Raw genomic sequence first — 25,885 nt, 5'->3', positions numbered from 1 at the left:
AACTTAGATCTAATTGGATCTAAGTTTTTTTTGCCTAAATTATGATTTAAACCGCTGTTTTAATTTTTGCCATAAGCCCAACGCCTGACGTAAATGACTAGCTGGCAAATACTGCCGAATTGCCCGCAGCGTCTTTTTATTATCACGTGTTGAAAAAATGAACGTACCACTAGTGCGTGTACGAATTTCAAACCGTGGAATATACCGACCATGAAAATGAACATCAGCTACAACATAAGTAACCTCAACCCACGGAATTTGTACATAATCATTTAAATTATGATCATTATAGAATTCAAAAGCACGATCGCCAACCATCGCTTTTCCATACGTTGCAATCCCACGAAACCAGGTAGCACTAGTAGTTAGGTCAACTTTGGTATTTCTTGATTTAACCATTTTAAATTAAAGTACATGTAAAACGTGTAAAACAACACCGACGATGAAGATACCAATAATGATTACAATTGGGGAAACCTTCTTCTTCAGCAACCACATACAGAAGAATGTTAACAATAAGCCAGCTAAGCCCGGAATCAAGCTATCAAGGTTATTTTGCAAGGTTGTTGTCTTAAATTTAGTCAATGCTAAACCATTACTTTGACCAATTAAGGCTTGTTGAATTCCTTTAGCACCAGCTGGTAATGAATTCCAATCAATATAGCCACCTTTTTGAACAGGTGTCTTAGAAACAGTCGGCGTAAATTTAATGTTAACCCAACGTTCAATTAGTGAACCCAAGACAAACATTCCCATCATTGAAGCACCACGTGTTACTTTTTGCAGTAAACCACCTGACATGTCATTGGTAATTGCCGAACCAGCTTTATAGCCAAACTCTTGTGTATACCACATAAACGCCAATCTAATAGCATTCCAAATAACAAAGAACAAGATCGGGCCTAAGATATTGCCTTGAATGGCCATTGAAGCACCTAGCGCACCAACTATTGGTCGCACTGTGTACCAGAAAACCGGGTCACCAACACCAGCAAGAGGTCCCATCATACCGACTTTAACCCCTTGAATAGCTTCATCTTCAACTTTAGCACCATTAGCCTTATCTTCTTCCAAAGCTAGGGTAACACCCAAAATCGGTGAAACTAAGTATGGGTGCACATTAAAGAACACCAAATGTCTTTGCAAAGCTTCAGACATGTCATCCTTATTAGGATACAATTTGCGCAATGCTGGAATTAGCGAATACGCAAAACCACCGTTTTGCATTCTTTCATAATTCCATGAAGCCTGCAAAAATTGTGAGTGCCACATAACTTTAAAGCGGTCGGCTTTTGTTAATTTAATTTTTTGATCAGCCATTATAAAATTCTCCTCTCAATATCACTTTAATAGTCATCAATGATATCGCCGAGTGGATCGCCGGTACCCTTATTACCTGAATTAGAATTATTGTTGCCGCCATTGGATTCAAGAGCTAAGTACATCAAAGCTAATGCCAAGCCAATTGCACCTAAAGCAATTAAGGTCAGATCTTTAATTGCAGCCAAAGCAAAACCAATTGCAAAGAACGGCCAAACTTCACGACTAGCCATCATGTTAATAACCATTGCATAGCCGACAGCAACAACCATCGCACCACCAATTGACATACCATCACTAAGCCAAGTTGGCATCAAGCTTAACCAATATTGCACCGTTGATGCCGGAATTGCTAATAATAGTCCTGCTGGAATCGCAATTCTTAATCCTTGTAAACAAACATCAATCCATTGCCACATATTAATTTTACGCCAATTACCTTGTTTAGCATCAGCATCCATAATATGGACAATCCCTGTTGAAATCGTCCGGACAATCATTGTCAAAAACAAGCCAGCAACAGCTAATGGCATCGCAATCCCTGTCGCCATACCTATTCCCTTAGTACCTTGACCACTTTCCACTAAAATAATAGCGGAAGCAACTGAAGCCAAAGCAGCATCAGGAGCAACCGCAGCACCAATATTAGCCCAGCCTAAAGCAATCATTTGCAATTGGCCGCCTAAGATAACTCCTAAATCTAAGTGTCCTGTAACCAACCCGATTAACGTACATGCAACCAAAGGTTGGTGAAATTCCCATTGATCCAAGATACCTTCCATACCTGCAAGGAAAGCAACCAGAACAACTAAAACCATTTGAATAGCGTTCATTTTTTTACTCCTATTTATTATTTATTTTGTTCATCAAGCAAATTTTGAGCTTTATTTAAAATCGCATCCATATTACCAGACTTATCAGTTGGTACTTTACGCACATCATATTTAATACCCATTTTTTCAAGTTCACGGAAAGTATCAACATCTTGCTGATTCATTGATAAAACATTATTTGCATTAACATCGCCCACTGAATATGACATTGAGCCCACATTAACAGTTTTAATGTCTACTCCTGCCTTGATTACTGTCAGCAGATCTTCTGGATTTTCAAATAGTAATAATGCGTGAGTATCACCAAAACGTGGGTCTTTAGCCAATTCGATCATTTTCTTTATCGGTACTGTATGTGCTTTTACACCGGCTGGAGCTGCTTCACGAATCATACTCTTACGCATTTCATCTTTAGCAACACTATCAGAAACAACAATTACTCGATCTGGATGCATTGTTGGAATCCAACCAGTTGCCACTTGCCCATGTAACAACCGTGAATCAATTCTAGCCAAAACTATTTTAAGATGACCATCACCAATTACTGTACCAACTGGAATTGATTTTTTACTCTCAGAAGGTTGTTCCTTAGCTACAACCGGATTTTCAGATTGTGGCATTAAGTCAACCGGTTTTGTCTTAACACCATCTTGGGCCGGCTTAACAATTGCCGTTGCAATTGCGTGAGCTGTTGCATCAGGATTAGTTAGACGTTGTGTTAGCGCCTCAACTACCATTGGCAAATTCATACCAGCAACAATTGCCCAATTCGCATGTTCTTCAATTAAGCTATTAGCTTGATTAAAGGGCGTTCCTCCCCAAAGATCTACTAAAAATAAAACTTCATTTTGATCAGTGAACGAAGATATCGCCTTTTCCATTTTGTCATGAATATCTTGTGGTCCCTCGTCAGGTGTCAAAATTACATGAGCAAAATTTTCTTGTTCACCGAAAAGCATTTGCGCAGATTGCGCAATTCCATCAGCAAACCCGCCATGGCTGGCTAACAAAATTCCTACCATGTTAATTCCTCCTTTAGATAAAATGTATCCGCTTCTAGTATATCATACGTTACAAAAATCTTCGTAAACCACAATACACAAAAAAGAGGATCCAATAGATCCTCTTTTCCTTGCTTGCTCCGGCTGTCAGACTCGAACTGACGACATCTTGATTAACAGTCAAGCGCTCTACCAACTGAGCTAAGCCGGAATATTAAAAAAGCACGGCAGCGTCCTACCCTCGCAGGCAGTCTCCCACCAACTACTCTCGGCGTGAAGAAGCTTAACTGCTGTGTTCGGCATGGTTACAGGTGTTTCCTTCTTGCTATTGCCACCGTACTTTTTCTGTTTGAGTTCTTACACTCAAAACTAAATATAATCTCTTAAAAAAAACTTACTTACAATCCCAGATTGCTCAAGCTCTGGTCAAGTCCTCGACTGATTAGTACTAGTCCGCTCCAAGTCTCACGACTCTTCCACTCCTAGCCTATCTACCTCTTAGTCTTTGAGGTGTCTTACTACTTTCGTATGGGAAATCTCATCTTGAGGGGGGGCTTCGCACTTAGATGCTTTCAGCGCTTATCCCTGCCATACTTAGCTACCCAGCTATGCCTTTGGCAAGACAACTGGTACACCAGCGGTATGTCCATCCCGGTCCTCTCGTACTAAGGACAGCTCCTCTCAAATTTCCAACGCCCACGACGGATAGGGACCGAACTGTCTCACGACGTTCTGAACCCAGCTCGCGTGCCGCTTTAATGGGCGAACAGCCCAACCCTTGGGACCTACTTCAGCCCCAGGATGCGACGAGCCGACATCGAGGTGCCAAACCTCCCCGTCGATGTGAACTCTTGGGGAGATAAGCCTGTTATCCCCAGGGTAGCTTTTATCCGTTGAGTGATGGCCCTTCCATGCGGTACCACCAGATCACTAAGCCCGACTTTCGTCCCTGCTCGAGTTGTCTCTCTCGCAGTCAAGCTCCCTTATACCTTTACACTCTGTGAATGATTTCCAACCATTCTGAGGGAACCTTTGGGCGCCTCCGTTACTCTTTAGGAGGCGACCGCCCCAGTCAAACTGTCCATCTGACACTGTCCTATATCTCGCTTAGAGATATTAGTTAGAGCAGCCATCAAACAAGGGTAGTATCCCAACATTGCCTCTGATAAGACTAGCGTCCTATCTTCTCTGGCTCCTACCTATCCTGTACATGTTTAACAGCTACTCAATATCAAATTGCAGTAAAGCTCCATGGGGTCTTTCCGTCCTGTCGCGGGTAACCCGCATCTTCACGGGTATTATAATTTCACCGAGTCTCTCGTTGAGACAGTGCCCAAATCATTACACCTTTCGTGCAGGTCGGAACTTACCCGACAAGGAATTTCGCTACCTTAGGACCGTTATAGTTACGGCCGCCGTTTACTGGGGCTTCAGTTCGAACCTTCGTCTTACGACTAAGCTCTCTCCTTAACCTTCCAGCACCGGGCAGGTGTCAGCACCTATACGTCGTCTTACGACTTTGCAGATACCTGTGTTTTTGATAAACAGTTGTTTGGGCCTATTCACTGCGGCTGGCTCTTACACCAGCACCCCTTCTTCCGAAGTTACGGGGCGATTTTGCCGAGTTCCTTAACGAGAGTTCTCTCGCTCACCTTAGTGTTCTCCACTCGACTACCTGTGTCGGTTTGCGGTACGGGTACGTTAGCTCTCACTAGAAGCTTTTCTTGGCAGTGTGACTTCCAAACCTTCGCTACTTTAATTTCGCTCCTCATCACGACTCATGATTATTAAAAGCAAGCATTTAACTCACTCTCTCACTTATCGCTTGAACATGGCTTCCAGCGCCATGCGTTCTTTGCCTCCTGCGTCCCTCCTTCGTTTTTAACGATCTAACGCAGTACAGGAATCTCTACCTGTTGTCCATCGGCTACGCCTTTCGGCCTTACCTTAGGTCCCGACTTACCCTGGGCGGACGAGCCTGCCCCAGGAAACCTTAGTCTTTCGGCGGATAGGATTCTCACCTATCTTGCGCTACTCATACCGGCATTCTCACTTCTAAACGCTCCAACTATCCTCTCGATTAGCCTTCACCGCATTTAGAACGCTCTCCTACCACGTGTATTACTACACATCCACAGTTTCGGTACTATGCTTAGCCCCGGTAAATTTCGGCGCAGCGTCACTCGACTAGTGAGCTATTACGCACTCTTTTAATGATGGCTGCTTCTAAGCCAACATCCTAGTTGTCTACGCAACTCCACATCCTTTTCCACTTAGCATAGATTTTGGGACCTTAACTGGTGATCTGGGCTGTTTCCCTTTCGACTACGGATCTTATCACTCGCAGTCTGACTCCAGTGCTTTGATATCTGGAATTCGCAGTTTATCTGAATTCAGTAACCCCTGACGGGCCCTTCGTCCAAACAGAGCTCTACCTCCATTATCATCCTCGCACCAGGCTAGCCCTAAAGCTATTTCGGAGAGAACCAGCTATCTCCAAGTTCGTTTGGAATTTCACCGCTACCCACAGCTCATCCCCGCAATTTTTAACTTACGTGGGTTCGGTCCTCCAGTGCGTTTTACCGCACCTTCAACCTGGCCATGGGTAGGTCACTTGGTTTCGGGTCTACATCAACTAACTATCTCGCCCTATTCAGACTCGCTTTCGCTACGGCTCCGTCTTTTCTGACTTAACCTCGCTAGTTAACGTAACTCGCCGGTTCATTCTACAAAAGGCACGCCATCACCCTTTAATGGGCTCTGACTACTTGTAGGCACACGGTTTCAGGTTCTCTTTCACTCCCCTTCCGGGGTTCTTTTCACCTTTCCCTCACGGTACTGGTTCACTATCGGTCACAATTTAGTATTTAGCCTTGCGAGATGGTCCTCGCTGCTTCAACCGGAATTCCTCGTGTTCCGGCCTACTCAGGATTCTGCTCAGCGTACTTTCAATTTCGCTTACGGGGCTCTCACCCTCTCTGGCTTATCTTCCCAGATAATTCTGCTATCTCCTGTACTACCTTCTTGCAGTCCTACAACCCCAATTGATAAATCAACTGGTTTGGGCTCTTTCCTCTTCGCTCGCCGCTACTAGGGAAATCGATTTTTCTTTCTCTTCCTGCAGCTACTTAGATGTTTCAGTTCACTGCGTCTTGCCCTAACTGACTATCTATTCATCAGCTAGTAATATGATCTCTCATACTGGGTTCCCCCATTCGGATACCTCCGGATCTCTGCGTACTTACCGCTCCCCGAAGCATTTCGCTGTTTGTCACGTCCTTCTTCGCCTTATTGTGCCTAGGCATTCACCGTGCGCCCTTCTTTTCTTGACCTTACTCAAGATACTCTCTCGGTCGCTCTTGCAATCTGTTTCTTTTCTTCAATGATTGTGTCTCGGTTTTTTTCTTGGATTATATTCAGTTTTCAATGTACTAACCATATGGATCTGTTACGATCCAATGGAGGCTAACGGGATCGAACCGATGACCTCCTGCGTGCAAAGCAGGTGCTCTCCCATCTGAGCTAAGCCCCCAAATACTCTTCTCTTCGACAGTCAAATAACTCTGATGTCAATGGGCCTAAATGGACTTGAACCATCGACCTCACGCTTATCAGGCGTGCGCTCTAACCAGCTGAGCTATAGGCCCGTCTCTTGCGTATCTGTTTCTTTTCTCTTTTTGAGGTACTACCCTCAAAACTAAACAATGTTCGCGCCTTTCGTGTGCTTCCGTTGCTCCTAGGCTTCCTCTAGTATCTCTACTCTCCACCTATTCGCTCTTCCTTAGAAAGGAGGTGATCCAGCCGCAGGTTCTCCTACGGCTACCTTGTTACGACTTCACCCTAATCATCTGTCCTACCTTAGACGGCTGACTCCCCGAAGGGTTATCCTACCGGCTTTGGGTATTACAGACTCTCATGGTGTGACGGGCGGTGTGTACAAGGCCCGGGAACGTATTCACCGCGGCGTTCTGATCCGCGATTACTAGCGATTCCAGCTTCATGCACTCGAGTTGCAGAGTGCAATCCGAACTGAGATTAGCTTTAAGAGATTCGCTTGCCTTCACAGGTTCGCTCCTCGTTGTACTAACCATTGTAGCACGTGTGTAGCCCAGGTCATAAGGGGCATGATGACTTGACGTCGTCCCCACCTTCCTCCGGTTTGTCACCGGCAGTCTCATTAGAGTGCCCAACTTAATGCTGGCAACTAATAATAAGGGTTGCGCTCGTTGCGGGACTTAACCCAACATCTCACGACACGAGCTGACGACAGCCATGCACCACCTGTCTTAGTGTCTCCGAAGAGAACTTCATATCTCTATGAATTGCACTAGATGTCAAGACCTGGTAAGGTTCTTCGCGTTGCTTCGAATTAAACCACATGCTCCACCGCTTGTGCGGGCCCCCGTCAATTCCTTTGAGTTTTAACCTTGCGGTCGTACTCCCCAGGCGGAGTGCTTAATGCGTTAGCTGCAGCACTGAGAGGCGGAAACCTCCCAACACTTAGCACTCATCGTTTACGGCATGGACTACCAGGGTATCTAATCCTGTTCGCTACCCATGCTTTCGAACCTCAGCGTCAGTTACAGACCAGAGAGCCGCCTTCGCCACTGGTGTTCTTCCATATATCTACGCATTCCACCGCTACACATGGAGTTCCACTCTCCTCTTCTGCACTCAAGAAAGGCAGTTTCAGATGCAATTCCCCGGTTGAGCCGAGGGCTTTCACATCTGACTTGTCTTCCCGCCTGCGTTCGCTTTACGCCCAATAAATCCGGACAACGCTTGCCACCTACGTATTACCGCGGCTGCTGGCACGTAGTTAGCCGTGACTTTCTGGTTGATTACCGTCAAATAGATAACAGTTACTCTATCTATCCTTCTTCACCAACAACAGAGCTTTACGATCCGAAAACCTTCTTCACTCACGCGGCGTTGCTCCATCAGACTTGCGTCCATTGTGGAAGATTCCCTACTGCTGCCTCCCGTAGGAGTTTGGGCCGTGTCTCAGTCCCAATGTGGCCGTTCAGTCTCTCAACTCGGCTATGCATCATCGCCTTGGTAAGCCATTACCTTACCAACTAGCTAATGCACCGCGGGTCCATCCTCTAGTGACAGCTCGAAAGCCGCCTTTCATAGCTAGATCATGCGATCTTACTTCTTATTCGGTATTAGCATCTGTTTCCAAATGGTATCCCAATCTAGAGGGCAGGTTACCCACGTGTTACTCACCCATCCGCCGCTCGCGCTTTTATCTTCCTACCCGAAGGTATTCTGTTAAAATTGCTCGCTCGACTTGCATGTATTAGGCACGCCGCCAGCGTTCGTCCTGAGCCAGGATCAAACTCTCATTTTTAAATGTTTGTTTGAATGTTTGCTCATTCGTTCCAAGATTTGCATCTCGGATTTATTTGCTTGCGAAATTGACTTCGCTTTTTTGTTTTGGGTTCTTACACCCGCACACTTTTTGCGAAAACATTGTTCAGTTTTCAAGGTACTACCCGCTGATGCATTAGCTGCACCAGCGCTTTTTTATTTTAACAGAAGCAATTTCTTTTGTCAAGAACTTTCTTCTGCAACGCTCTTGATGAATTCTCGCTTCACTCAACAGCGTTTATTATCTTACTAAACCTTTCACTCTTTGTCAACTGCTTAGCTTGATCTTTTTTATTTACACCTGATTAAGTAGTTAGCTCTCTCAAGCGCAAGTAATACTTTACCCTCTTTATTCGTTTTCGTCAAGTTTACTATTTTGTTCGGTATTTTAACGATTCTACCCCGCAATTAGTTTTAGCTAATGCCTGTTTTCCGCTTTCTTTTCTATTTATTAGAAATTATCTCTAAAAATTATTCGTAATTAAGCTGCTTTACGATCAAAAATCATTTAAAAATAATTTTATTTTTTTGGTAAAAAACTAAAAAAGAGACCCAAAAGGTCTCTTTTTCACTAAATTAAGCTCTGTTCTTTAGTAATTTTAGTCATACCATTCATATAAGGAACTAATGCTTCTGGAACTGTTACTGTACCATCCTCATTTTGATAGTTCTCTAAAATTGCCGCTACTGTTCTACCAACAGCTAAACCAGAACCATTCAGAGTATGAGCTAAATGCAACTTACCATCTTCACCGCGGTAGCGAATTTGTGAACGGCGTGCTTGGAAATCGGTACAATTAGAACAAGAAGAAATTTCACGGTACTTGTCTTGCGCTGGCATCCAGACCTCCAAATCGTAAGTCTTGGCACTGGTAAAACTAGCATCCCCAGTTGACAATGCAACAACATGATATGGCAAGTTGAGCTTTTGCAGCAAACTCTCCGCATTATGCGTTAAATTATCAAGTTCATGCCATGATTCTTCAGGCTTACATACCTTAACCATTTCGACTTTTCTAAATTCGTGCATTCTGATTAAGCCACGTGTATCACGTCCTGCAGATCCAGCCTCACTTCTAAATGCTGGCGATAGTGCTGTTACGTTGATTGGTAGCCGATCTTCATGGATGATTTCATCACGGAAATAATTAACCAATGGTACTTCAGCAGTTGGGATTAAGGTTAGATCAAGTGCCTTATCTGGATCATCATTATCCACAATCGTATAAACGTCCTCATGGAACTTCGGGAATTGACCTGTTCCTTGCATTGATTCATCGTTTACCAAATACGGTGGAATAATTTCCGTGTAACCAGCCTTTGTGTTCTCATCTAAGAAGAAGTTAAACACAGCACGCTCCAAAAGTGCACCGGCACCCTTGTAGTAGACGAAACGGGCACCGGAAACTTTAGCAGCTCGATCCCAATCTAAAATATCCAAGTCTGTTCCCAAATCCCAGTGTGCTTTAGGTTCAAAGTCTAACTTTGTTGGTTCACTCCATTTACGTACTTCTTGGTTGTAACTTTCGTCAGGACCAATTGGATCAGAATCATCAGGGAAGTTGGGCAAGCGTAACAAAATATAGTTTTGCTTATCGGTTAACTTATTAACCTTATTATCTAAATCTTTAATTTCGTCGCCGACTTCACGCATTTCTGCAATTGCACTTGCAGCATCTTCTTTGTTACGTTTCGCCTCCGCAATTTTCTTAGATACATCGTTACGCTTAGCCTTCAATTGTTCACTTTGATTTAAGCCTTCACGCCGTTCTTGGTCAATCTTAATCAACTCGTCCAATTGCTCTGGCTTAATGCCTCGCGTAGCAAGCTTATTCTTCGCCCAATCGAGATTCTCACGAATCACCTTAATATCCAGCATTGTTTTACCTCCATAAAAAAGAGCCAACTCATCCCTACACCTTGGGACGAATTGGCTCTTGCATAACTTCGCGGTACCACCCAGTTTCAGCTACTTTTTATTAAAAACAACTGCACTTCATTATTTGGCGATAACGGTGCCGCAAGCCGTGCAACTATTAATTACCCACATTAAAGGAATCCGGAAACGACCTCTATTCGCTCACACCGACCGCGAACTCTCTGAAATAGTCTTAAGACTCCGTGTTTGTCTTTATTTTAAGCCATTCTTTTCGTTCAAGCAAATAGTATTTTTCTTGATAGGAAAAAAGATGACTTATTTTACTTAAATCCACTTCGTAAACATATTTAAAACCCAAGCGCCGCAATAACTTCTGCGATTTGTAATTAGCCGCAAAAGTACCTGCCCAAATTTCTTCTTGCTTTAACTGATTAAAGGCATAATTAAACACTAAACCAAGAGCTTCTGTCATATAACCATGTCCTGAAAACTCCTTATCTAATAAGAAGCCAACTTCTTTGGTCTGCAATAAATCACGTTCATTGGTGCCGCGGTCATATAACTCAACTAAACCAATCAATTGTTGCGTTTTTTGCAGACACAGCGCATAACTATAAGGTCGAGCAGCATATTGTCCCGCTGCTTTTTCAGCTTGCATTAAATTTTGATAGCGAGCAAAACCAGCCAAGCGATAATAATCATCATCCTGACCCCATTTTAAAAGTAACGGCGCATCCTGCAACTTAAAAGACCGCAAATAAACCCGTGTCATTATTTACCGACCAATTTTAATAACCAATCCATACCAAACATTAAAGCAAAACTGTAAGCAGCAATTGTCCATGGCTTACCTAAGATAATAATCCAAAAGTATGTCCAAAACTTCATATCGGTTAGCCCCGCCAGCATGCATAGAACATCATCTGGTGCCATGGGAGCAACAATACAAATCGCAAAAAACCAGTTAAACTTCCGTTGATTTTTAGTCCACTTCATATATTTATCTAACGTTTTTTCGGAAACGATATGCAAGATAAACGGCCGCCCATAATAGCGCGCCAAAAAGAAGTCAATAATCGAACCGATACAAACACCGATATAATTATAAATAAACCCCGCTAGCGGTCCAAAGAACACTACTCCACCGAGCAGCGACACCCCGCCAGGAATAATAGGAAAGACAACCTGTGTAGTCTGAATTAACACAAAAATAACTGGTCCAATAATTTTTTTATTAGCCAAATATGCGTGCATCTTTGCTTGGCTAGTTAAAATTCCCAAACGATACCAATAGATACACAGCAAGATGATAATAATCCCGCTGACGACAGTTAAAATGTTAATTAACCGGCGACTAGCTTTAGGTGACAAGTGCATAATATTCCTCCATGTATTAAGGTCAATTCTACCAAAATTTTGCTCCCAATGATTGCTTTTTTAAATAATCAGAATAATAATTAAAATAATTTAAAATTATGTTCATTAAAAGAGGACAAAATGGATGTTTGGGAACAATTATATAAGAAAGCTAAAAAAGAATACAATCCCGGCGAAGTTTCGCCATTTATCTATCGCACGCACCGCTGTTTGTACTCTTGAAGCAAATAATGCAGCTTAACCAACAAAATAATCAGATTGAAATACTAGTTGATTATAAAGCTCGAACAACAATTACGTTAGCCGAGCTAATTCCTAATTGGTGGGGCAATGAACGCTATTATAAATAAAAATTATCATAATTTATAAATTTTTTACCGCAACTGGTACAATTTATTCTAAGATAGATAGTGATTAAACTTAATTATATTGGAGGTTAAATATATGGTTAAAATCAAAAATGATATTATTTATGACCAAAAACATAATCTGGCAGTTGATATTTACGAGCCAGACCAAGCCGCAGCTAAGACTAAAGTACTAATTTTTTGGCATGGTGGTGGCTGGATTCGCGGCGATAAAGGTGACGTTAAGGATTTATGCATCAAAATGACAAGTAAAGGGTTTACGGTTTTTGTACCAAATTATCGGCTTGCACCAGCTGATGCTTTCCCAGCAGCTCATGACGATACCGTTAACTTTGTTGAATGGTTACTCAAGTCTGATTACACTGGCAGCGACACTACAGGAATTACCCAAATTGGTGCTAGTTCTGGTGGTGTTATGGCACTATATATCGCTGGTAAATATGGCTTCCCAACAGTTACATGGTCAGCACCGGTTAATTACTCAGCTTGGATGAAAGAACACGAAAATACCCCAGCATCAATTGATGCTAAAGGTGAACTTGGTTTAACCGATCCTAAGGAAATCAATAATTCTTTCTATAAGTACTTTGGCCTTGCCTATGCTGGCTCAAGTGATGTAGCAACTCTTAAGAAATTGGACGCTGCCTCTTATGACTACAATAAGTTAGGTCATCTCTGGTTAATCAACTCAGCCGATGAATTATCCCCGTTGAAATATGTCCTAAGCTTTATTCAAACTTTAGCTACACAAAACCGGGGTGCAGAACTTACCGTTCTCCCGGGTCAAAAACATGCAATGGCTTACGCCAACGAATACGTTGACGCTTCACTCGCTTACCTTAATCAAATGATGTAAGCTTAATTAAAAACAGTCACAGGAAACAATTTTTTCTGCGGCTGTTTTTTACTTACAAATTAATTATTCATAAAAATTAGTTCAATTATTACATTTTTCGCTGGAACCGCTTTATAATGATTTTAGAACTATTTAGTTCGAAACAATTTTAAAAGAGGTAATTAAATGGCTAAATATCAATCAATTAACCCATATACAAATGAAAAGTTTGCCGATTATGACAATCCAACTGCTACTCAAATCGATGAAGCAATTAACTTGGCACACACACTTTATAAAAAATGGCAACATGAAAGTCCTACAAGTCGCGCTAAGATTTTGCATCAAGTAGCTGACAGTCTACGTAAACACGAAGACGAAATGGCTACAATAATGACACGTGAAATGGGCAAAATGCTTCACGAATCTAAAGAAGAAGTTGAAATTTGTATCAATATTTGTGAATATTATGCTGAAAAAGGTCCCGAAATGCTCAAACCGCAGCCAATTGAATCTAAATTGGGCCACGGCTACTACTTAAAACAAGCAACTGGCGTTATTATGGCCTGTGAACCATGGAATTTCCCACTTTATCAGATTATTCGAGTCTTTGCACCTAACTTTGTCGTAGGTAATCCTATGCTGTTAAAGCACGCCCATAATGTTCCAGGTTCTGCTGCTTTAGCTGCTAAGATTGTCAAGGAGGGCGGCGCACCTGAAGGTAGCTTCATTAACCTTTACCCTACTTATGATCAACTCGACGATATTATTGCTGATCCACGTATTCAAGGCGTTGCTCTAACTGGGTCCGAGCGTGGTGGATCATCCGTTGCCGCCAATGCTGGTAAAAATCTAAAGAAATCAACAATGGAACTTGGTGGTAACGATCCGTTCATTATCTTAGACGACGCTGATCCTGAAGTTCTTAAACAAGTATTAGCTACAGCCAGAACCTACAATGGCGGTCAAGTATGTACATCTTCAAAGAGAATTATTGTTGTCAAATCGCGTTATGATGAAGTACTACACGAATTAAAGAATGTCTTTACTAATTTAAAAGCTGGCGATCCTATGCTTGACAGCACAACTTTGCCGCCAATGAATTCCGTCGGTGCCCGCGATAAGTTAGCTAAGCAAGTTCAGGCTGCAGTTGATAGTGGTGCTAAGGTCTTCTACCAATATCCAGAAATCAAATCTGCTGGCGCCTTCTTCAGTCCCGTTATTTTAACTAATGTTGACCACAATAATCCTGCCTTTGATGAAGAAATGTTCGGCCCAGTTGCTGTCGTTTACCAAGTTGAAGACGAAGATGAAGCGATTGCCTTAGCTAATAACTCAAGTTATGGTCTTGGTTCTTCTATCATTAGTGCCAATGTTGACCATGCCCAAGAATTAGCTGCACAAATCGAAACAGGAATGACAGTAATTAATGGCACGTGGATTACTGCTGGTGAATTACCATTTGGTGGCGTGAAGAATTCTGGTTATGGTCGCGAATTAAGTGATCTAGGAATGATGGCATTTGTTAACCAACACCTTGTCATTGATGTTTCCAAATAAATAAAGTTAATGCCAAAACAAAAATGCTGAGTAAAACTCAGCATTTTTTATTGTCTTATTAAGAATGTTTTCTAAATAAGTTAAAGGCTGTTAACCCAGTTGTCATCACACTTGATAAAATCAAAAAGTAAGTTGATGCCCCAACTGAAACAGCGTACATTATTAATTGACTTGTCAGACTATGTAAAACTCCTGTATTAGCCCGCGCACTACTTGATAATCTAAAAACAAGATAAATTAAAAAAATGGTTTCGATTAATGATAAGACAAAAGACCAAATCTGACTCTGATGAGTGTTTTGCAGCGTTTGGTAGATAATTAGCAGTGGAAAAATAATTAGCAGCGCCCAAAAGATACATAACAGAATGCCTTGCAGCACTGTTGATCCTGAAGAAAATAACTGCCCTGCTAAGCTAAGCACCATCCGACTAATCGACAGCTTGCCTGCATAAGCAATATCGGAAACTTCTGCACCAGAACCCGTAAACAAAACTACTAGACTAATTAATGCCATCATCAAAATCGATAAGTTTAAATAACCGAAATGCTTTTTTTTAGTCATTGGAGCAGTTGCACTTTGCTCAGCCTGCGATGTTGGTTCTACTTGTGCATGTGTCTTCTGCACCCGCTCACTGTGTTCTTCAATTTGATTAAACATGTGTGAACCCCAATGGTTTACTTTTTCAGTTAACCGTCTATCAACCGTATAACGCTCAATCTTATCTTGCCGTAAACAAACAAAATAAAGCCAAATGATCAATAAGAAAAAGCTAAGCCAGCCTAAACCACGTGAGAAGCTCATCAAAATTAACAATAGAATCCCAACTAAAAAGACAATCATACTATTAACCCGAATCCACGTCAGCATTCTTGCAATAATTGTATTTTGCTTTTCAGGATAAAATTCCTGCCAACAAGCCTTGCGACTGACCTGATCATTTTTCTGTGTTTCTTGTTCTACTTCATTTTGTTTTACAAAAAAGGTCTGCCGATATTTTTGTAAATTAAAATGACAATTAGGACATATTTCGTCGTTAGCGGTAATTGTTCTGCCGCAGTTTGGACAAGTAGTCATTAACTACACTTCCTTATTTTTACCAGTTACTTTTAAGTTAATCATAGAACAAAATTGGCAGTTTACAACCAAAAATTGTTATTTTTAAGCAATTAAAAAGATTGCGCAGCTCTCTTATGAAAGTTACACAATCTTTTATTTTTTTAATTATTTACATGCTTCTTCTTGTGCTTCCAATGCAAACCCTCATACGTCAGTTTAACTGCGGCTGACAAAGTAATTGGCATAATAAAGATTAAAATGATTAAGCCAATAATTACAGCCAAAGCAACTTCAATTAAGGTTGGAATGCCTGAAGGAATTAATGCTGCGAAAGTACCGCCGAGAATAATTGCTGCCGAAACAACAACAGTTCCAATAATCCCACAAGCTTTCAAGATACGCTCACTCGGACTACCGTCCTCAAGTGCACGATACCGCGTCATAAGGAAGATACTATAATCAACACCTAGAGCAATCAACATGATGAAGCTAAAGAATGGTGTATTCCAAGTTAACATGCTATTGCCTAAAATTAATTTAACCAGCCATTCACTAATCGATAATGAACAGAAGTAAGCAATCAACAATGTTCCTAAAATATATAGTGGTTGCAATAATGATCTTGTCACCAAAATTAAGGCAATTCCAATACCAACTAACATAATTGCAGCAGTTCTAATAAAGTCACCATTAGCAACTTGCTTAATGTCAGAAATTCTAGAACTTTCACCACCCATAGCAACAGTTGCCTTATCTAACTTAGTACCTTGCAATGTCTTTTGTGCCATTTCACTAAGATCTTGCACACTGCGAGTTGCCTTGGTACTGCTTGGATTAACGTTAAAGACAATCATCAGCATAGCTGACTTCTTGTTAGGACTAAGGTAAGCTTTCATAGAATCTTGAAAAGTATCTGACTTGATAAATTCGGTTGGAATATAGAAAGTATCAGCTGCAGCTGAACTAGCTAAGCCAGTCAAATATGATGCTCCTTGACCCAAGCCGCTATTAACGCCATCAACACCAGAAGTTATTTTTGGCGTGCCACTAGCTAACTGACTAGCACCTGAACTTAACTTACCTGTATTAGAATTAAGTTGACCAATACCATTATTTAAAGTTGAAGCACCTGAACTTAATTGGTTAGATGCCGCGGCCAACCCGCCAACACTAGATTGTAATTGTCCCATTTGACCTGATGTATTAGGCGTATTAGAGGCAATACTTGCCCACGATTTTTCCAACGCCGCACCAGCTGCTTGCATTGCTGCTGCTTTTTGTTGTTGTGATAAACCTGGCAACCTACCAATGTTCTTTTGCAGGTTATGTTGGTAACTCTTTTGTAAGTTAGCCTGCATGTTCTGCTGTTGCACAGCTGCTCCCTGCGCACTAGATGAAAGTTGCGAGTTTAATTGGTTCAACCCTGAAGCAAGCTGCTGACTACCGCTTTGCAATTTACTTGCGCCGCCTTGCAGGCTGCTGGTTCCACTTTGCAGCTGGTCAGTTCCATTAGCTAATTGATTAGCACCAAGTGTTAATTTCCTGCTGGCCTTACTTAATTTACCCAAACCAGTCCGGGCTTGGTCGACACCATCATTCACTGTATTCAATTGATTATTAACATATAATTGTTGAATACTTTCACCATACGGCTGCGTTACAGAAGTTACAAAAGCAACATTCTTAGAAGCCTGCAATTGTCTTGTCAATTGATCCAATAATTTTAAATCAGCTTCGTTGTCAAGCCGATGGTTACTTTTAATGTACAAAGTTGTTGGTTCAGCCAAGCCCTTTGAAAAGTGCTTCTCAACCACTAACAAACCGGCCTTAGCTGGAACATTGTTGGCAATTTCATCAGTATCATCATAATTCAAATGACCTGAATACATTAACGCAAACGGTGTTACAACAACCGCCAAAATCAACAGATAAACAATTGGGTGCGCTAATGTACCCTTAGAAATACCATGCCACAATTTATCTTCATGTTCACCAGCAAACTTCTTGACTGGCCAGAACATTTTTTCACCTAAAACAGCCATAAAGAATGGATTCAACGTTAGCAAGACTACTAATAAGACAGCTACACCAACGGCAACGCCAACAGCTGATTGGTAAATCGAAAATTTAGCTAAACTTAAGGCCGTAAAACCAATTAAAATTGATGAACCTGAATACAAAATCGTTTTACCCGCGATTTTGATAGCCTCTTTCATCGCTTCATAACGGTTCTTTCCTAGGCCCAACTCTTCCTTAAATTTATCGTATAACAGAATATTGTAATCTGTACCAATCCCGAACAGGACAATAATCATAAAGACCTGTGTGAAGTTAGAGAATGGAAAATTATTATGTGCAACTAAATTAGTCACAATTGAAAACGCCGTAATAAAGGAAACACCGACAGTTAATAATGAAATTAACGGTACTATCGGTGACTTAAAGACAATCACTAACACAATGAAAATAAAGATGACCGTAATTAACTCTGTCTTCTTGATTCCCTCTTGAATTGAGTTAGTAAATGCATTCTGTAAAGCATCAGCACCAGTAACATAAGTATCAATCCCTGCAGTTTTAGCTGCGTTGGTTAATTGCGTTTCCACTTCATTAATTGGCGCATGCTTTTTAGCCACATTAACCTGCATGATCCAAGTGGTGCCATCTTTTGATTCCAGCTTTTTCTTAGTTGCAATGTTATCCTCAGGACCTAAGATTTGTTTAATTCCATATTGATCCTGATGATTCTTTAAATTATCAATGGTATTGTTGACAGCTTGCTTGTCATCCGCCGTCAATTTACCTTTTTCCTTGTTAAAAACAACCGCCATTTGGTAAGTATTCTTTTGTTTAGAACCCCAGCCATTCTGGATTGTTTGCGCAACTTCACTTTGAACATTGGCAGGTAAGGAAACATTGGAATGGTCACGTGTTAGTCCTGTAATATCAGGCAAAGCGACAACAGAAATAATTAAAATTAAAATCCATGCAATTAATGAAAATACATGATTTTTTAGTAGTTTTCGCACTCTCTTTTTTCCTCTCTAATTTTGTAAAATTTGTTTAGGTTGAACTAGTTGCAGCAGAAGTTGATGGTAACCTTGGTCTGCTTTTTGCTTAGTCTCATTTGTAAATGCCGAAACATCCAAAAAGACATAACCAAGTACAGCACCAATTAATCCATGAAGCGAAACCGAGCTATCATGACGCAAATTCAGCTTCTCAGCTAAAGCAATTATCCGCATAATCTCTTGGCTAATAGCATCATCCTGCTGATACTCATTTAAATGGTACAGAATACTGAGTAAAGCTGGATCATGTAGAATAAAGTTGCGAACAATGTCAGCAAACTTAAGCAATGCTTGATCACCTGAAAGTCCGATCAAATTTTCAACTAACTTCTTACCTAAGATTTTAATCCTACTCGCACCAACAAGTGACAATAACTGCTTACGACCTGTAACATAATGATATAGTGACTGCGAGCGCACACCCAGCGCTTTAGCTAAATTAGGCAAAGTTGTTGCAGAAAGTCCCTTCCGCTCAATTAATTCCGTTGCCTTCGCAATCACCTTATCCAAATCAAGGCTTCTTTTTTGAACCATTTAACGCCTCCTTCAACAATACGATGAATAATATAGCACTACACATTGAAGATTACAATCTACATGCTGTAAATTATTTGAAATCAAATAAAAAGACCTTTATTACAAGGTCTTGACTATCTATTTAAAAGAATTGATTGATCGTTCTTCCTAACTTAGCCATATTCTGATTACTACTACCCCAGAAACCAACACAATAAGTATGGCCCCGACTTTGTACCAAAGCAACAACTGACTTACTATCAAAGACTGAATAACTTTGCCCGTTAATTGCCCGCACTAATGGTGACTTCGCGTGAGTTAAATTAAGTGCTGTTAAAACCATCCCCACATACTGCCGATTCAAAGTTTTATTTTGACCTAAATTGGTCATCACTTGTACTAAATCAGCAGCAGTTGTCATGCTAACTGGATTAGCAGTAAACTTATTGCCAATTTTGGTATTTGTTGCCCCCATTTTGCTGAGCAGGCGGTTCACACGGCTTGGCCCAACTTTGCGCAATAAAACATTAGCAGCGGTCTTATTACCATGCATCATTGCCTGCTTCAAATAAGCAATTCCATATGAATAACCGACCCGCAGAAGCTTCTCACCCTTAACTCGATCTTTCTTATGAACCTTAATTGCTGTTCTAGCCGATAACTTACCATGCTGCTCCTGATAATAAACAGAGACTAACAAAAACAACCGACTAGTAGCAGTTACCCCATGTTGCTTAGTTGAATTGGCTATCCGCACAAATTTATGCGAATTTAAATCCTGCACACAAACCTGATAGGATTTTTCTTGGCCTAGAGTTTGTTCAATCTGCTTAGCCCAAGATTTTTCGCTTCCCCGCGCAACCTTAACATGATTGGCATATTCAACTTCATCAACATGCGGTTCACTGGGTTTGGATACTGCTTTTTTACCTTTAATTGTCTTACTTTGACGCGGTTCAACAACATGCAAATTAGCATTTTCAATCCGCTTTAAACTTGTCGAATAAAGCATAAAAGAGAAAAATGCCACAAGTAATGAACCAACCAAAATTTTATTTTTCATAATTAGCCTCAGCTAGAAGAAATGATGCCGTTTCATTAAAATAATTAGCCAAACCATTAACACAATGGCTAAAATTGTGATTGTAATCCAATCTGACGGCTTATGACCCACAGGCAAACTAACATTCATCCCGTAAAAGCCAGTCAAAATTGTTGGTATCGTCAGCACTAATGACCAAACTGTCAAAAATTTCATCGTATCGTTCAGGTTATTATTCATCATATTATTTGATGTTTGTGAGAGTGTCGCCGTGACCTGCTGAGAAATTTTTACCATTTCTGAAGCCTGATTAGATTCAATTAACACATCATCTAAACGTTCACTAGCATACTTAGTAAAACTCAACTTCGATAATTTCAAACTATGCAACATCATCAGATTAGTCTGAATCGAGCTGGCTAAATAAACCAAACTCTTTTCAATATTGGATAATTCAACCAAATCACGGTTATCAATATCATCTGACAACTTCTGGTCCAAACTATTACGCTCAACGTCTAATTGTGTAACTGCCCGTTGAAAATACTGTGATGAAAATAGCAGAAATTTCATTAAGAGCTCAGTAACATCCTGTGCTTGGGATAATTTACGTCGCATCGGCCGATCATTAAATTCATCAAACACATAACTAGTTGATTCCGTATGAAACGTAAAAATATTTTCGCCAGATACCAAAAAAGTGATTGGATGCGAGGTAAAATGCTTAACCGTTTTCGTTGGCCAGATAGGAACATCATAAACCAATAAGTGGATATTAGTATGGGTATCATAATCATAGTGCGGTCGTTCATGACGGTCAGAGATATAAGAAATCATATCCGGGGTAAAACTAAATTCATCCTGTAATCTATTACTATCTTCCTCACTTAAATTACTAATATCATACCATTTATAGTTAGTTTCCACAGGAAAATTCTGTTCTCTAATCACTATTCTCACCCCTGGCACCAAATTAATTAACTCATTGAGTCAACTTATACGCCTCCCTTATCTTACCATTCAAGTGAAAAATGATAAATAAAAAACAGACCTAGAAGGTCTGTTTTTCATTTATCATCTTTAATTATTGTTTCCACGCAGCATCAAACTTACTTTGACCTGTCTTAATTGCATTGTTGATATTCTGCTTCTTTTGTGCAGCTGCCAAAATTGACTGCATAATTGGTGTCAATTGACCATAAGTTGCACCCGAATCCTTGATTACCGGCACACTGTACATCGTGTTAGTCTTTAAAACGTCCTCTAACTTAGCTGGCAGTTTCAAATCCTTATTAGCCTTGTAACTCTTGGTCTTAGCAACATTCTCATTAACGGGAACATAACCAGTTTCCTTAGCCCACCTAGCTTGACTAGATTCTGAAGCGAGAAACTTCATATACATAAAGGCAGCAGACTTTTGCATTGCAGTTGCGTGATTGAACATGTAAATGTCAGTTCCTTGTTGCATCGTGTATTTACTTGGCCGCGGCGCAACATCATAAGTAAAACCCTTCTTAGCAGCTTGCTTAACCCAAGTTTCTGTTGATGAAGAGGTTACCATCATTGCTAACTTCTTGTTAGTAAATGGAATATACAGATATTTGTCTGAACCCGGCATTCTAAAGTAACCAGCTTTTTCACCATCAGCAAAGTAATTAATAACTTGCTTAGATTGTGAACCAGCAAAACTAATCTTGCTGGAGAAGTTTTGGCCAGCATTCTTCATGCCCAAAACATAATAGTTATCCAAAGCATCGAAGCCAGCACCAACTACCTTGTGATTACTCTTTTGGTAGATTGTTTGGGCTGCTTGCTTTAATTCAGCCATCGTAGTTGGCACTTTTTTTACACCATATTGCTTCAGCATTGCTGGATTATAAATCAAAATTTCAATTGACTTGTTAAACGGAATTCCGTATTGGGTACCGTTAATCTTGGCACCATCAAGTAAGTCTGCCTTAATTCCAGAAGCTTGACTGCCCCAACCAACATCCTTATTAGTCATGTAAGGAGTTAAATTAACCAGCATCTTGTTCTTAGCGGCACTTTCCAGCCAATCAGGGTATGCCTGCGTGATTGTTGGCAAATCTTTAGGTGACTGCAAAGTTGAGTTAATCTTAGATTGCAAGTCATTATAAGCACCTTGTTGTTCCAATTTAACTGTAATATTAGGATTCTTCTTCTCGAATTCTTTAGTTAAACTCTTCAAGGTATTCTCTTGAGCACCTTGCATTCCGTGCCAGAAAACGACCGTTGTTTTCTTAGTAACTTTAGGAATTTTAGTACTAGTTGAAGATGAAGAATTACTGTTTGAACAAGCAGCAGTCCCAATTAAAGCTAAGCCAGCTACTACAAGGGTGGCAAGCTTTTTACCGAATTTCATTTTGTCTTTTCCTCCAAAAATAATTGCTTTTAATCTGCAATAAAATACTAATTGATAATTCTCGTTAATTGTATAGCAAGCTCTGTAAAATTACAACTAAATTTTAAATAAAAATTCGGATTTTGTGGATATATTATATTTAATTATAATTAAAGTTCGTATTTTATTAATTAAAGATTTAAAAGAAACTAATTTGTTCTAATTTCGTTGAATAAAAATCACAGCAAAAAAGACCAATTGCAAGTTAAAGCAATCAGTCTTAAAATATTTTATTTTTCTACTTCCACATAATCTGCAATATTCAACTTGCCTACCTTAGTAGTTACAGCTGGATGAACTGTATAATCTGATAAATAAACATCTAATTCAGTATTATCAGCATTAAACCGCGCATTATAAAAATGATTAGTTGCTTTAGGATATTTATTTTGAATATCACTGTTAGCCAACGAAGTAATTGCTTTAGCTTCTTTAGCAGTTAAATGATTAATATCCTTAACTTTTACACGGTTTCCCTGATTAAGACTTGCTAGTGCCTGTTGCAAATCAGTTATTGCTTGTTGCACCTCGGCATCAGTACTAATTATGCTGTCATAGGTCATTTGACCTTGCTTTAAACAATACTCATATGTACTGCTACTCGAATTAGAATAACGATACTTTTCGCTGGCACGAACTGTTGGTGCTTGATCTAACAACTCTTTTAGTTCAGCTCTTTTAGCAGCTGAAGCAACAGGTTCATTATTTAGTGCAGTTTCTGGCGTATTAATTGGCGTCAATTTAATACCATACATATATTTAGTATCAGCGGCTTTAATTAAGCCATGACTACCATCTCTTAATGCAGAATTTACTTGATAAAACAACTCCGGTTTAGCTTGCCCCGGTAAATTCAAATATACAGCCTTGGTTGCATACTCAGTAGTACCCTTTTTATCAGTAATTACTTGAACAACTGAATTAGGCGTATTGTCAGGAACAATAATTAAGTTTGAATTAGGAACAACACTTTCAGTAGCTGGCTCACCCCTGTATGTATAAAAATCTGTATCCTTAGTTAACTGAATTTTCATATATTTACTACATGGTAACAATGCCAAATCTTTTTTACTATAGACTGCCGTTAAAACATCACCATCATCAAAATCTTCAGTTAAAAATTGGTTACTTCCCTTAATGCGGTACATTATTGAGTAGCCTTCATCAATTTGATAACCCTCATCTTCACCATCTACACTTGCATCCACGGTCACCTTTTGCCCCGGAGTAAAATGTCTGGCTACTTTTTTACCCTGATCTGCATCGTATACCAAAATGGTATCGGCTTTTTTATCGTCAAACATATTTTTAGTTAACTTAATTGCAGCTTGATTAGCTAATAGCTCTTGACCATTTATCTTGGTAACATTAGCAGCTTTAATATAGCCACCATGACCAATACTGTAAAAGACATTACCCTTAATCAACTTGTATGGTAAATAAAACCAATCCCAATTTTGATCATGAAAAGAATAACGTTTAGTTGCCGGATCAGTTACCGATGCAACTTGCTTAGCTATCTTAATTGACTTAGCAGTAATCAAGGAGCTTTTACCAAGATATGACCATAACTTTTGACCATATTTATTATAAACACGTGAATGATTTAATTGTAATTCAGTTTTAGTCGCTGCCACAGATTGCGCCTGCACAGGTTCATTATTGCCTTGCAAGACAGCTGGCACAGTTAGCACGACCGTAGCAAGTAATCCAATTAGCTTTTGCTTAACTTTCATAATTAATGCCTCATAATTAACTTATATGCCGCAATTATAAGCTTTGAAAATATAAACTGCAATCATAAATACTTGTACTTAATATGCACTTAAAAATGCCTGCCCTATAATTAGGACAGACATTTTTAATTATCGTAATTTGCTATTTAGTTTTTATTGTTTCCACGATGCATCAAATTTAGCCTTGCCAGACTTAATGGCATTAGCAACTGCCTGCTTTTTTTGTGCTGCAGACAGAATATTTTGCATAATTGGATTAAGTCCACTATAAGCAGCTCCAGCATCCTTAACAACTGGCACACTGTATAGGTTCTTCATCGCACTTTCTAGCTTAGCTGGTAACTTAATCTTCTTGCTAGACTTATATTCCTTAGAAGCAACCACTTCTTTGTTGACTGGAATATAACCTGTGGCATTAGCCCATTTAAGTTGGCTAGTTTTTGAAACTAGGAACTTAATATACATGAAGGCAGCAGCTTTTTGTTCAGCAGTCGCATGTTTAAACATATAAATATCGGTTCCTTGCTGCATGGTATATTTACCCGGACGTGGGGCAACATCGTAAGTAAATCGACTGCCAACACCTTGTTTGACAAAACCTTCACCAGCAGAAGTTCCAACAAACATGGCAACTTTTTGATTAGCAAATGGTCCTGACAAATAATGTTCTGAACCAGCAATTCTAAAGTAACCAGCTTTAATCCCATCTGCATAATAATTAATTACGCGTTTAGAAGCAGCTCCATTGAAGTCAATTTTGTTTGAAAAATCAACACCCTCATTCTTCATCCCCAATACATAATAGTTAGACAAAGAATCAAAGCCAGCACCGACAACTTGATGGTGACTCTTAGTATAAATTGTTTGCGCATCTTGCTTCAATTCTGCCATTGTTGCCGGCGCCTTTTTAATACCATATTTTTTGAACATATCTGCATTATAAGTCAATGTTTCAATTGACTTATTAAACGGAATTCCGTACTGCATACCATCAATTTTAGCGCCAGTAAGTAATGCCGGCGTAATTTTTGAGGCTTGACTGCTGCCCCAACCAACATTCTGGTTATTAATGTAAGGTTTCAAGTCAACTAACAGCTTATTTTTCGCTGCCGTATACAACCAATCAGGGTATGCCTGCGTAATCGTTGGTAAATTATTCGGTGATTGCAGTGTCGAATTAATCTTAGCCTGTAAATCATTGTATGCACCCTGATTTTCCAATTTTACTGTAATCTTCGGATTCTTTTGCTCAAACTCTTGGGTCAGCTTTTTCAGTTCATCCTGCTGTACACCCGGCATTCCATGCCAAAAGACAATACTAGTCTTTTTAGTAATCTTAGTGGGAATCTTTTCCGAGTTCGAACTTGAAGATGAACTACCATTAGAACAAGCGGCTGTCCCAATCAGTGCCAAACTGGCAACCAATACAGCAGCGAGTTTTCTACTAAACTTCATTAGGTAAACCTCCTAAAAACAAAAACTAAACAACAATCTT

17 protein-coding genes, 3 tRNA genes and 3 rRNA genes are annotated in these 25,885 nt (G+C 40.0%); 2 read left to right on the top strand and 21 right to left on the bottom strand.

Annotated features, from left to right (window positions below; genetic code table 11):
• Window positions 1–39: 39 nt before the first annotated feature.
• The 13 genes from OZY43_RS01645 to OZY43_RS01585 form a co-directional block, all read right to left on the bottom strand.
• Entirely contained in the window at window positions 40–399 is a 360-nt protein-coding gene (locus tag OZY43_RS01645) for a DUF956 family protein (RefSeq protein WP_277165364.1), read from the bottom strand.
• 6 nt (window positions 400–405) lie between these two features.
• On the bottom strand, window positions 406–1,320 hold the full coding sequence (locus tag OZY43_RS01640; RefSeq protein WP_277165362.1) for a PTS system mannose/fructose/sorbose family transporter subunit IID: 915 nt from the start codon (window positions 1,318–1,320) through the stop codon (window positions 406–408).
• A 26-nt stretch (window positions 1,321–1,346) separates the two neighbouring features.
• Window positions 1,347–2,153: a PTS mannose/fructose/sorbose transporter subunit IIC gene (locus OZY43_RS01635; protein ID WP_277165360.1), complete on the bottom strand. Its 807-nt coding sequence runs from the start codon at window positions 2,151–2,153 to the stop codon at window positions 1,347–1,349.
• Window positions 2,154–2,170: 17 nt separating this feature from the next.
• Complete coding sequence (locus OZY43_RS01630; RefSeq protein ID WP_277165358.1) at window positions 2,171–3,175, bottom strand: mannose/fructose/sorbose PTS transporter subunit IIA; 1,005 nt, start codon at window positions 3,173–3,175, stop codon at window positions 2,171–2,173.
• Window positions 3,176–3,292: 117 nt separating this feature from the next.
• Window positions 3,293–3,365: transfer RNA gene (locus OZY43_RS01625), tRNA-Asn, on the bottom strand.
• Between the two features lie 11 nt (window positions 3,366–3,376).
• A 5S ribosomal RNA gene (gene rrf, locus OZY43_RS01620) occupies window positions 3,377–3,493 on the bottom strand.
• A gap of 83 nt (window positions 3,494–3,576) precedes the next feature.
• Window positions 3,577–6,486, bottom strand: a 23S ribosomal RNA gene (locus OZY43_RS01615).
• Window positions 6,487–6,613: 127 nt separating this feature from the next.
• Window positions 6,614–6,686, bottom strand: a tRNA-Ala gene (locus tag OZY43_RS01610).
• A 41-nt stretch (window positions 6,687–6,727) separates the two neighbouring features.
• Window positions 6,728–6,801 (bottom strand) — tRNA-Ile (locus OZY43_RS01605).
• Between the two features lie 138 nt (window positions 6,802–6,939).
• Window positions 6,940–8,507, bottom strand: a 16S ribosomal RNA gene (locus OZY43_RS01600).
• Together the 16S, 23S and 5S rRNA genes with 3 tRNA genes alongside form the textbook arrangement of a ribosomal RNA operon.
• A gap of 591 nt (window positions 8,508–9,098) precedes the next feature.
• Window positions 9,099–10,406, bottom strand: coding sequence for a serine--tRNA ligase (serS, locus tag OZY43_RS01595; protein ID WP_277165356.1), 1,308 nt, complete (start codon window positions 10,404–10,406; stop codon window positions 9,099–9,101).
• 232 nt (window positions 10,407–10,638) lie between these two features.
• Window positions 10,639–11,178 (bottom strand): GNAT family N-acetyltransferase, encoded by a 540-nt coding sequence (locus OZY43_RS01590; protein ID WP_277165354.1) that lies wholly within the window; start codon window positions 11,176–11,178, stop codon window positions 10,639–10,641.
• Entirely contained in the window at window positions 11,178–11,783 is a 606-nt protein-coding gene (locus tag OZY43_RS01585) for a TVP38/TMEM64 family protein (RefSeq protein ID WP_277165352.1), read from the bottom strand. The genes OZY43_RS01590 and OZY43_RS01585 overlap by 1 nt, the downstream gene beginning before the upstream one ends.
• Before the next feature lie 444 nt (window positions 11,784–12,227).
• Between OZY43_RS01585 and OZY43_RS01575 the strand changes: the two genes are divergently transcribed.
• Both OZY43_RS01575 and OZY43_RS01570 read left to right on the top strand, forming a co-directional pair.
• On the top strand, window positions 12,228–13,007 hold the full coding sequence (locus OZY43_RS01575; protein WP_277165350.1) for an alpha/beta hydrolase: 780 nt from the start codon (window positions 12,228–12,230) through the stop codon (window positions 13,005–13,007).
• A gap of 165 nt (window positions 13,008–13,172) precedes the next feature.
• The gene (locus OZY43_RS01570; protein WP_277165348.1) at window positions 13,173–14,546 is read left to right on the top strand and encodes an NAD-dependent succinate-semialdehyde dehydrogenase; all 1,374 of its coding nucleotides are present in this window, start codon (window positions 13,173–13,175) and stop codon (window positions 14,544–14,546) included.
• 58 nt (window positions 14,547–14,604) lie between these two features.
• Here the strand turns inward: OZY43_RS01570 and OZY43_RS01565 are convergent, their stop codons facing one another.
• The 8 genes from OZY43_RS01565 to OZY43_RS01530 form a co-directional block, all read right to left on the bottom strand.
• Window positions 14,605–15,621 (bottom strand): zinc ribbon domain-containing protein, encoded by a 1,017-nt coding sequence (locus OZY43_RS01565; protein ID WP_277165346.1) that lies wholly within the window; start codon window positions 15,619–15,621, stop codon window positions 14,605–14,607.
• Between the two features lie 143 nt (window positions 15,622–15,764).
• Window positions 15,765–18,632 (bottom strand): MMPL family transporter, encoded by a 2,868-nt coding sequence (locus tag OZY43_RS01560; RefSeq protein ID WP_277165344.1) that lies wholly within the window; start codon window positions 18,630–18,632, stop codon window positions 15,765–15,767.
• Window positions 18,633–18,647: 15 nt separating this feature from the next.
• Window positions 18,648–19,208, bottom strand: a complete 561-nt coding sequence (locus tag OZY43_RS01555) for a TetR/AcrR family transcriptional regulator (protein WP_277165342.1) — start codon at window positions 19,206–19,208, stop codon at window positions 18,648–18,650.
• 124 nt (window positions 19,209–19,332) lie between these two features.
• Window positions 19,333–20,253, bottom strand: a complete 921-nt coding sequence (locus OZY43_RS01550) for a serine hydrolase (protein WP_277165340.1) — start codon at window positions 20,251–20,253, stop codon at window positions 19,333–19,335.
• Window positions 20,254–20,265: 12 nt separating this feature from the next.
• Entirely contained in the window at window positions 20,266–21,183 is a 918-nt protein-coding gene (locus tag OZY43_RS01545) for a magnesium transporter CorA family protein (RefSeq protein WP_277165338.1), read from the bottom strand.
• A 133-nt stretch (window positions 21,184–21,316) separates the two neighbouring features.
• Window positions 21,317–22,615 (bottom strand): extracellular solute-binding protein, encoded by a 1,299-nt coding sequence (locus OZY43_RS01540; protein ID WP_277165336.1) that lies wholly within the window; start codon window positions 22,613–22,615, stop codon window positions 21,317–21,319.
• 269 nt (window positions 22,616–22,884) lie between these two features.
• Window positions 22,885–24,390 (bottom strand): hypothetical protein, encoded by a 1,506-nt coding sequence (locus tag OZY43_RS01535; RefSeq protein ID WP_277165334.1) that lies wholly within the window; start codon window positions 24,388–24,390, stop codon window positions 22,885–22,887.
• A gap of 153 nt (window positions 24,391–24,543) precedes the next feature.
• Window positions 24,544–25,845 carry an extracellular solute-binding protein gene (locus tag OZY43_RS01530; protein WP_277165331.1) on the bottom strand — a complete coding sequence of 434 codons (1,302 nt, stop codon included), beginning with the start codon at window positions 25,843–25,845 and terminating at the stop codon, window positions 24,544–24,546.
• Window positions 25,846–25,885 lie beyond the last annotated feature (40 nt).

Origin of the sequence: Lactobacillus sp. ESL0785, from assembly GCF_029395455.1 — a bacterium.
Classification (GTDB): domain Bacteria; phylum Bacillota; class Bacilli; order Lactobacillales; family Lactobacillaceae; genus Lactobacillus.
Note: the sequence above shows the minus strand (reverse complement) of the source record. Positions and strands in the feature narration are given on the sequence as shown.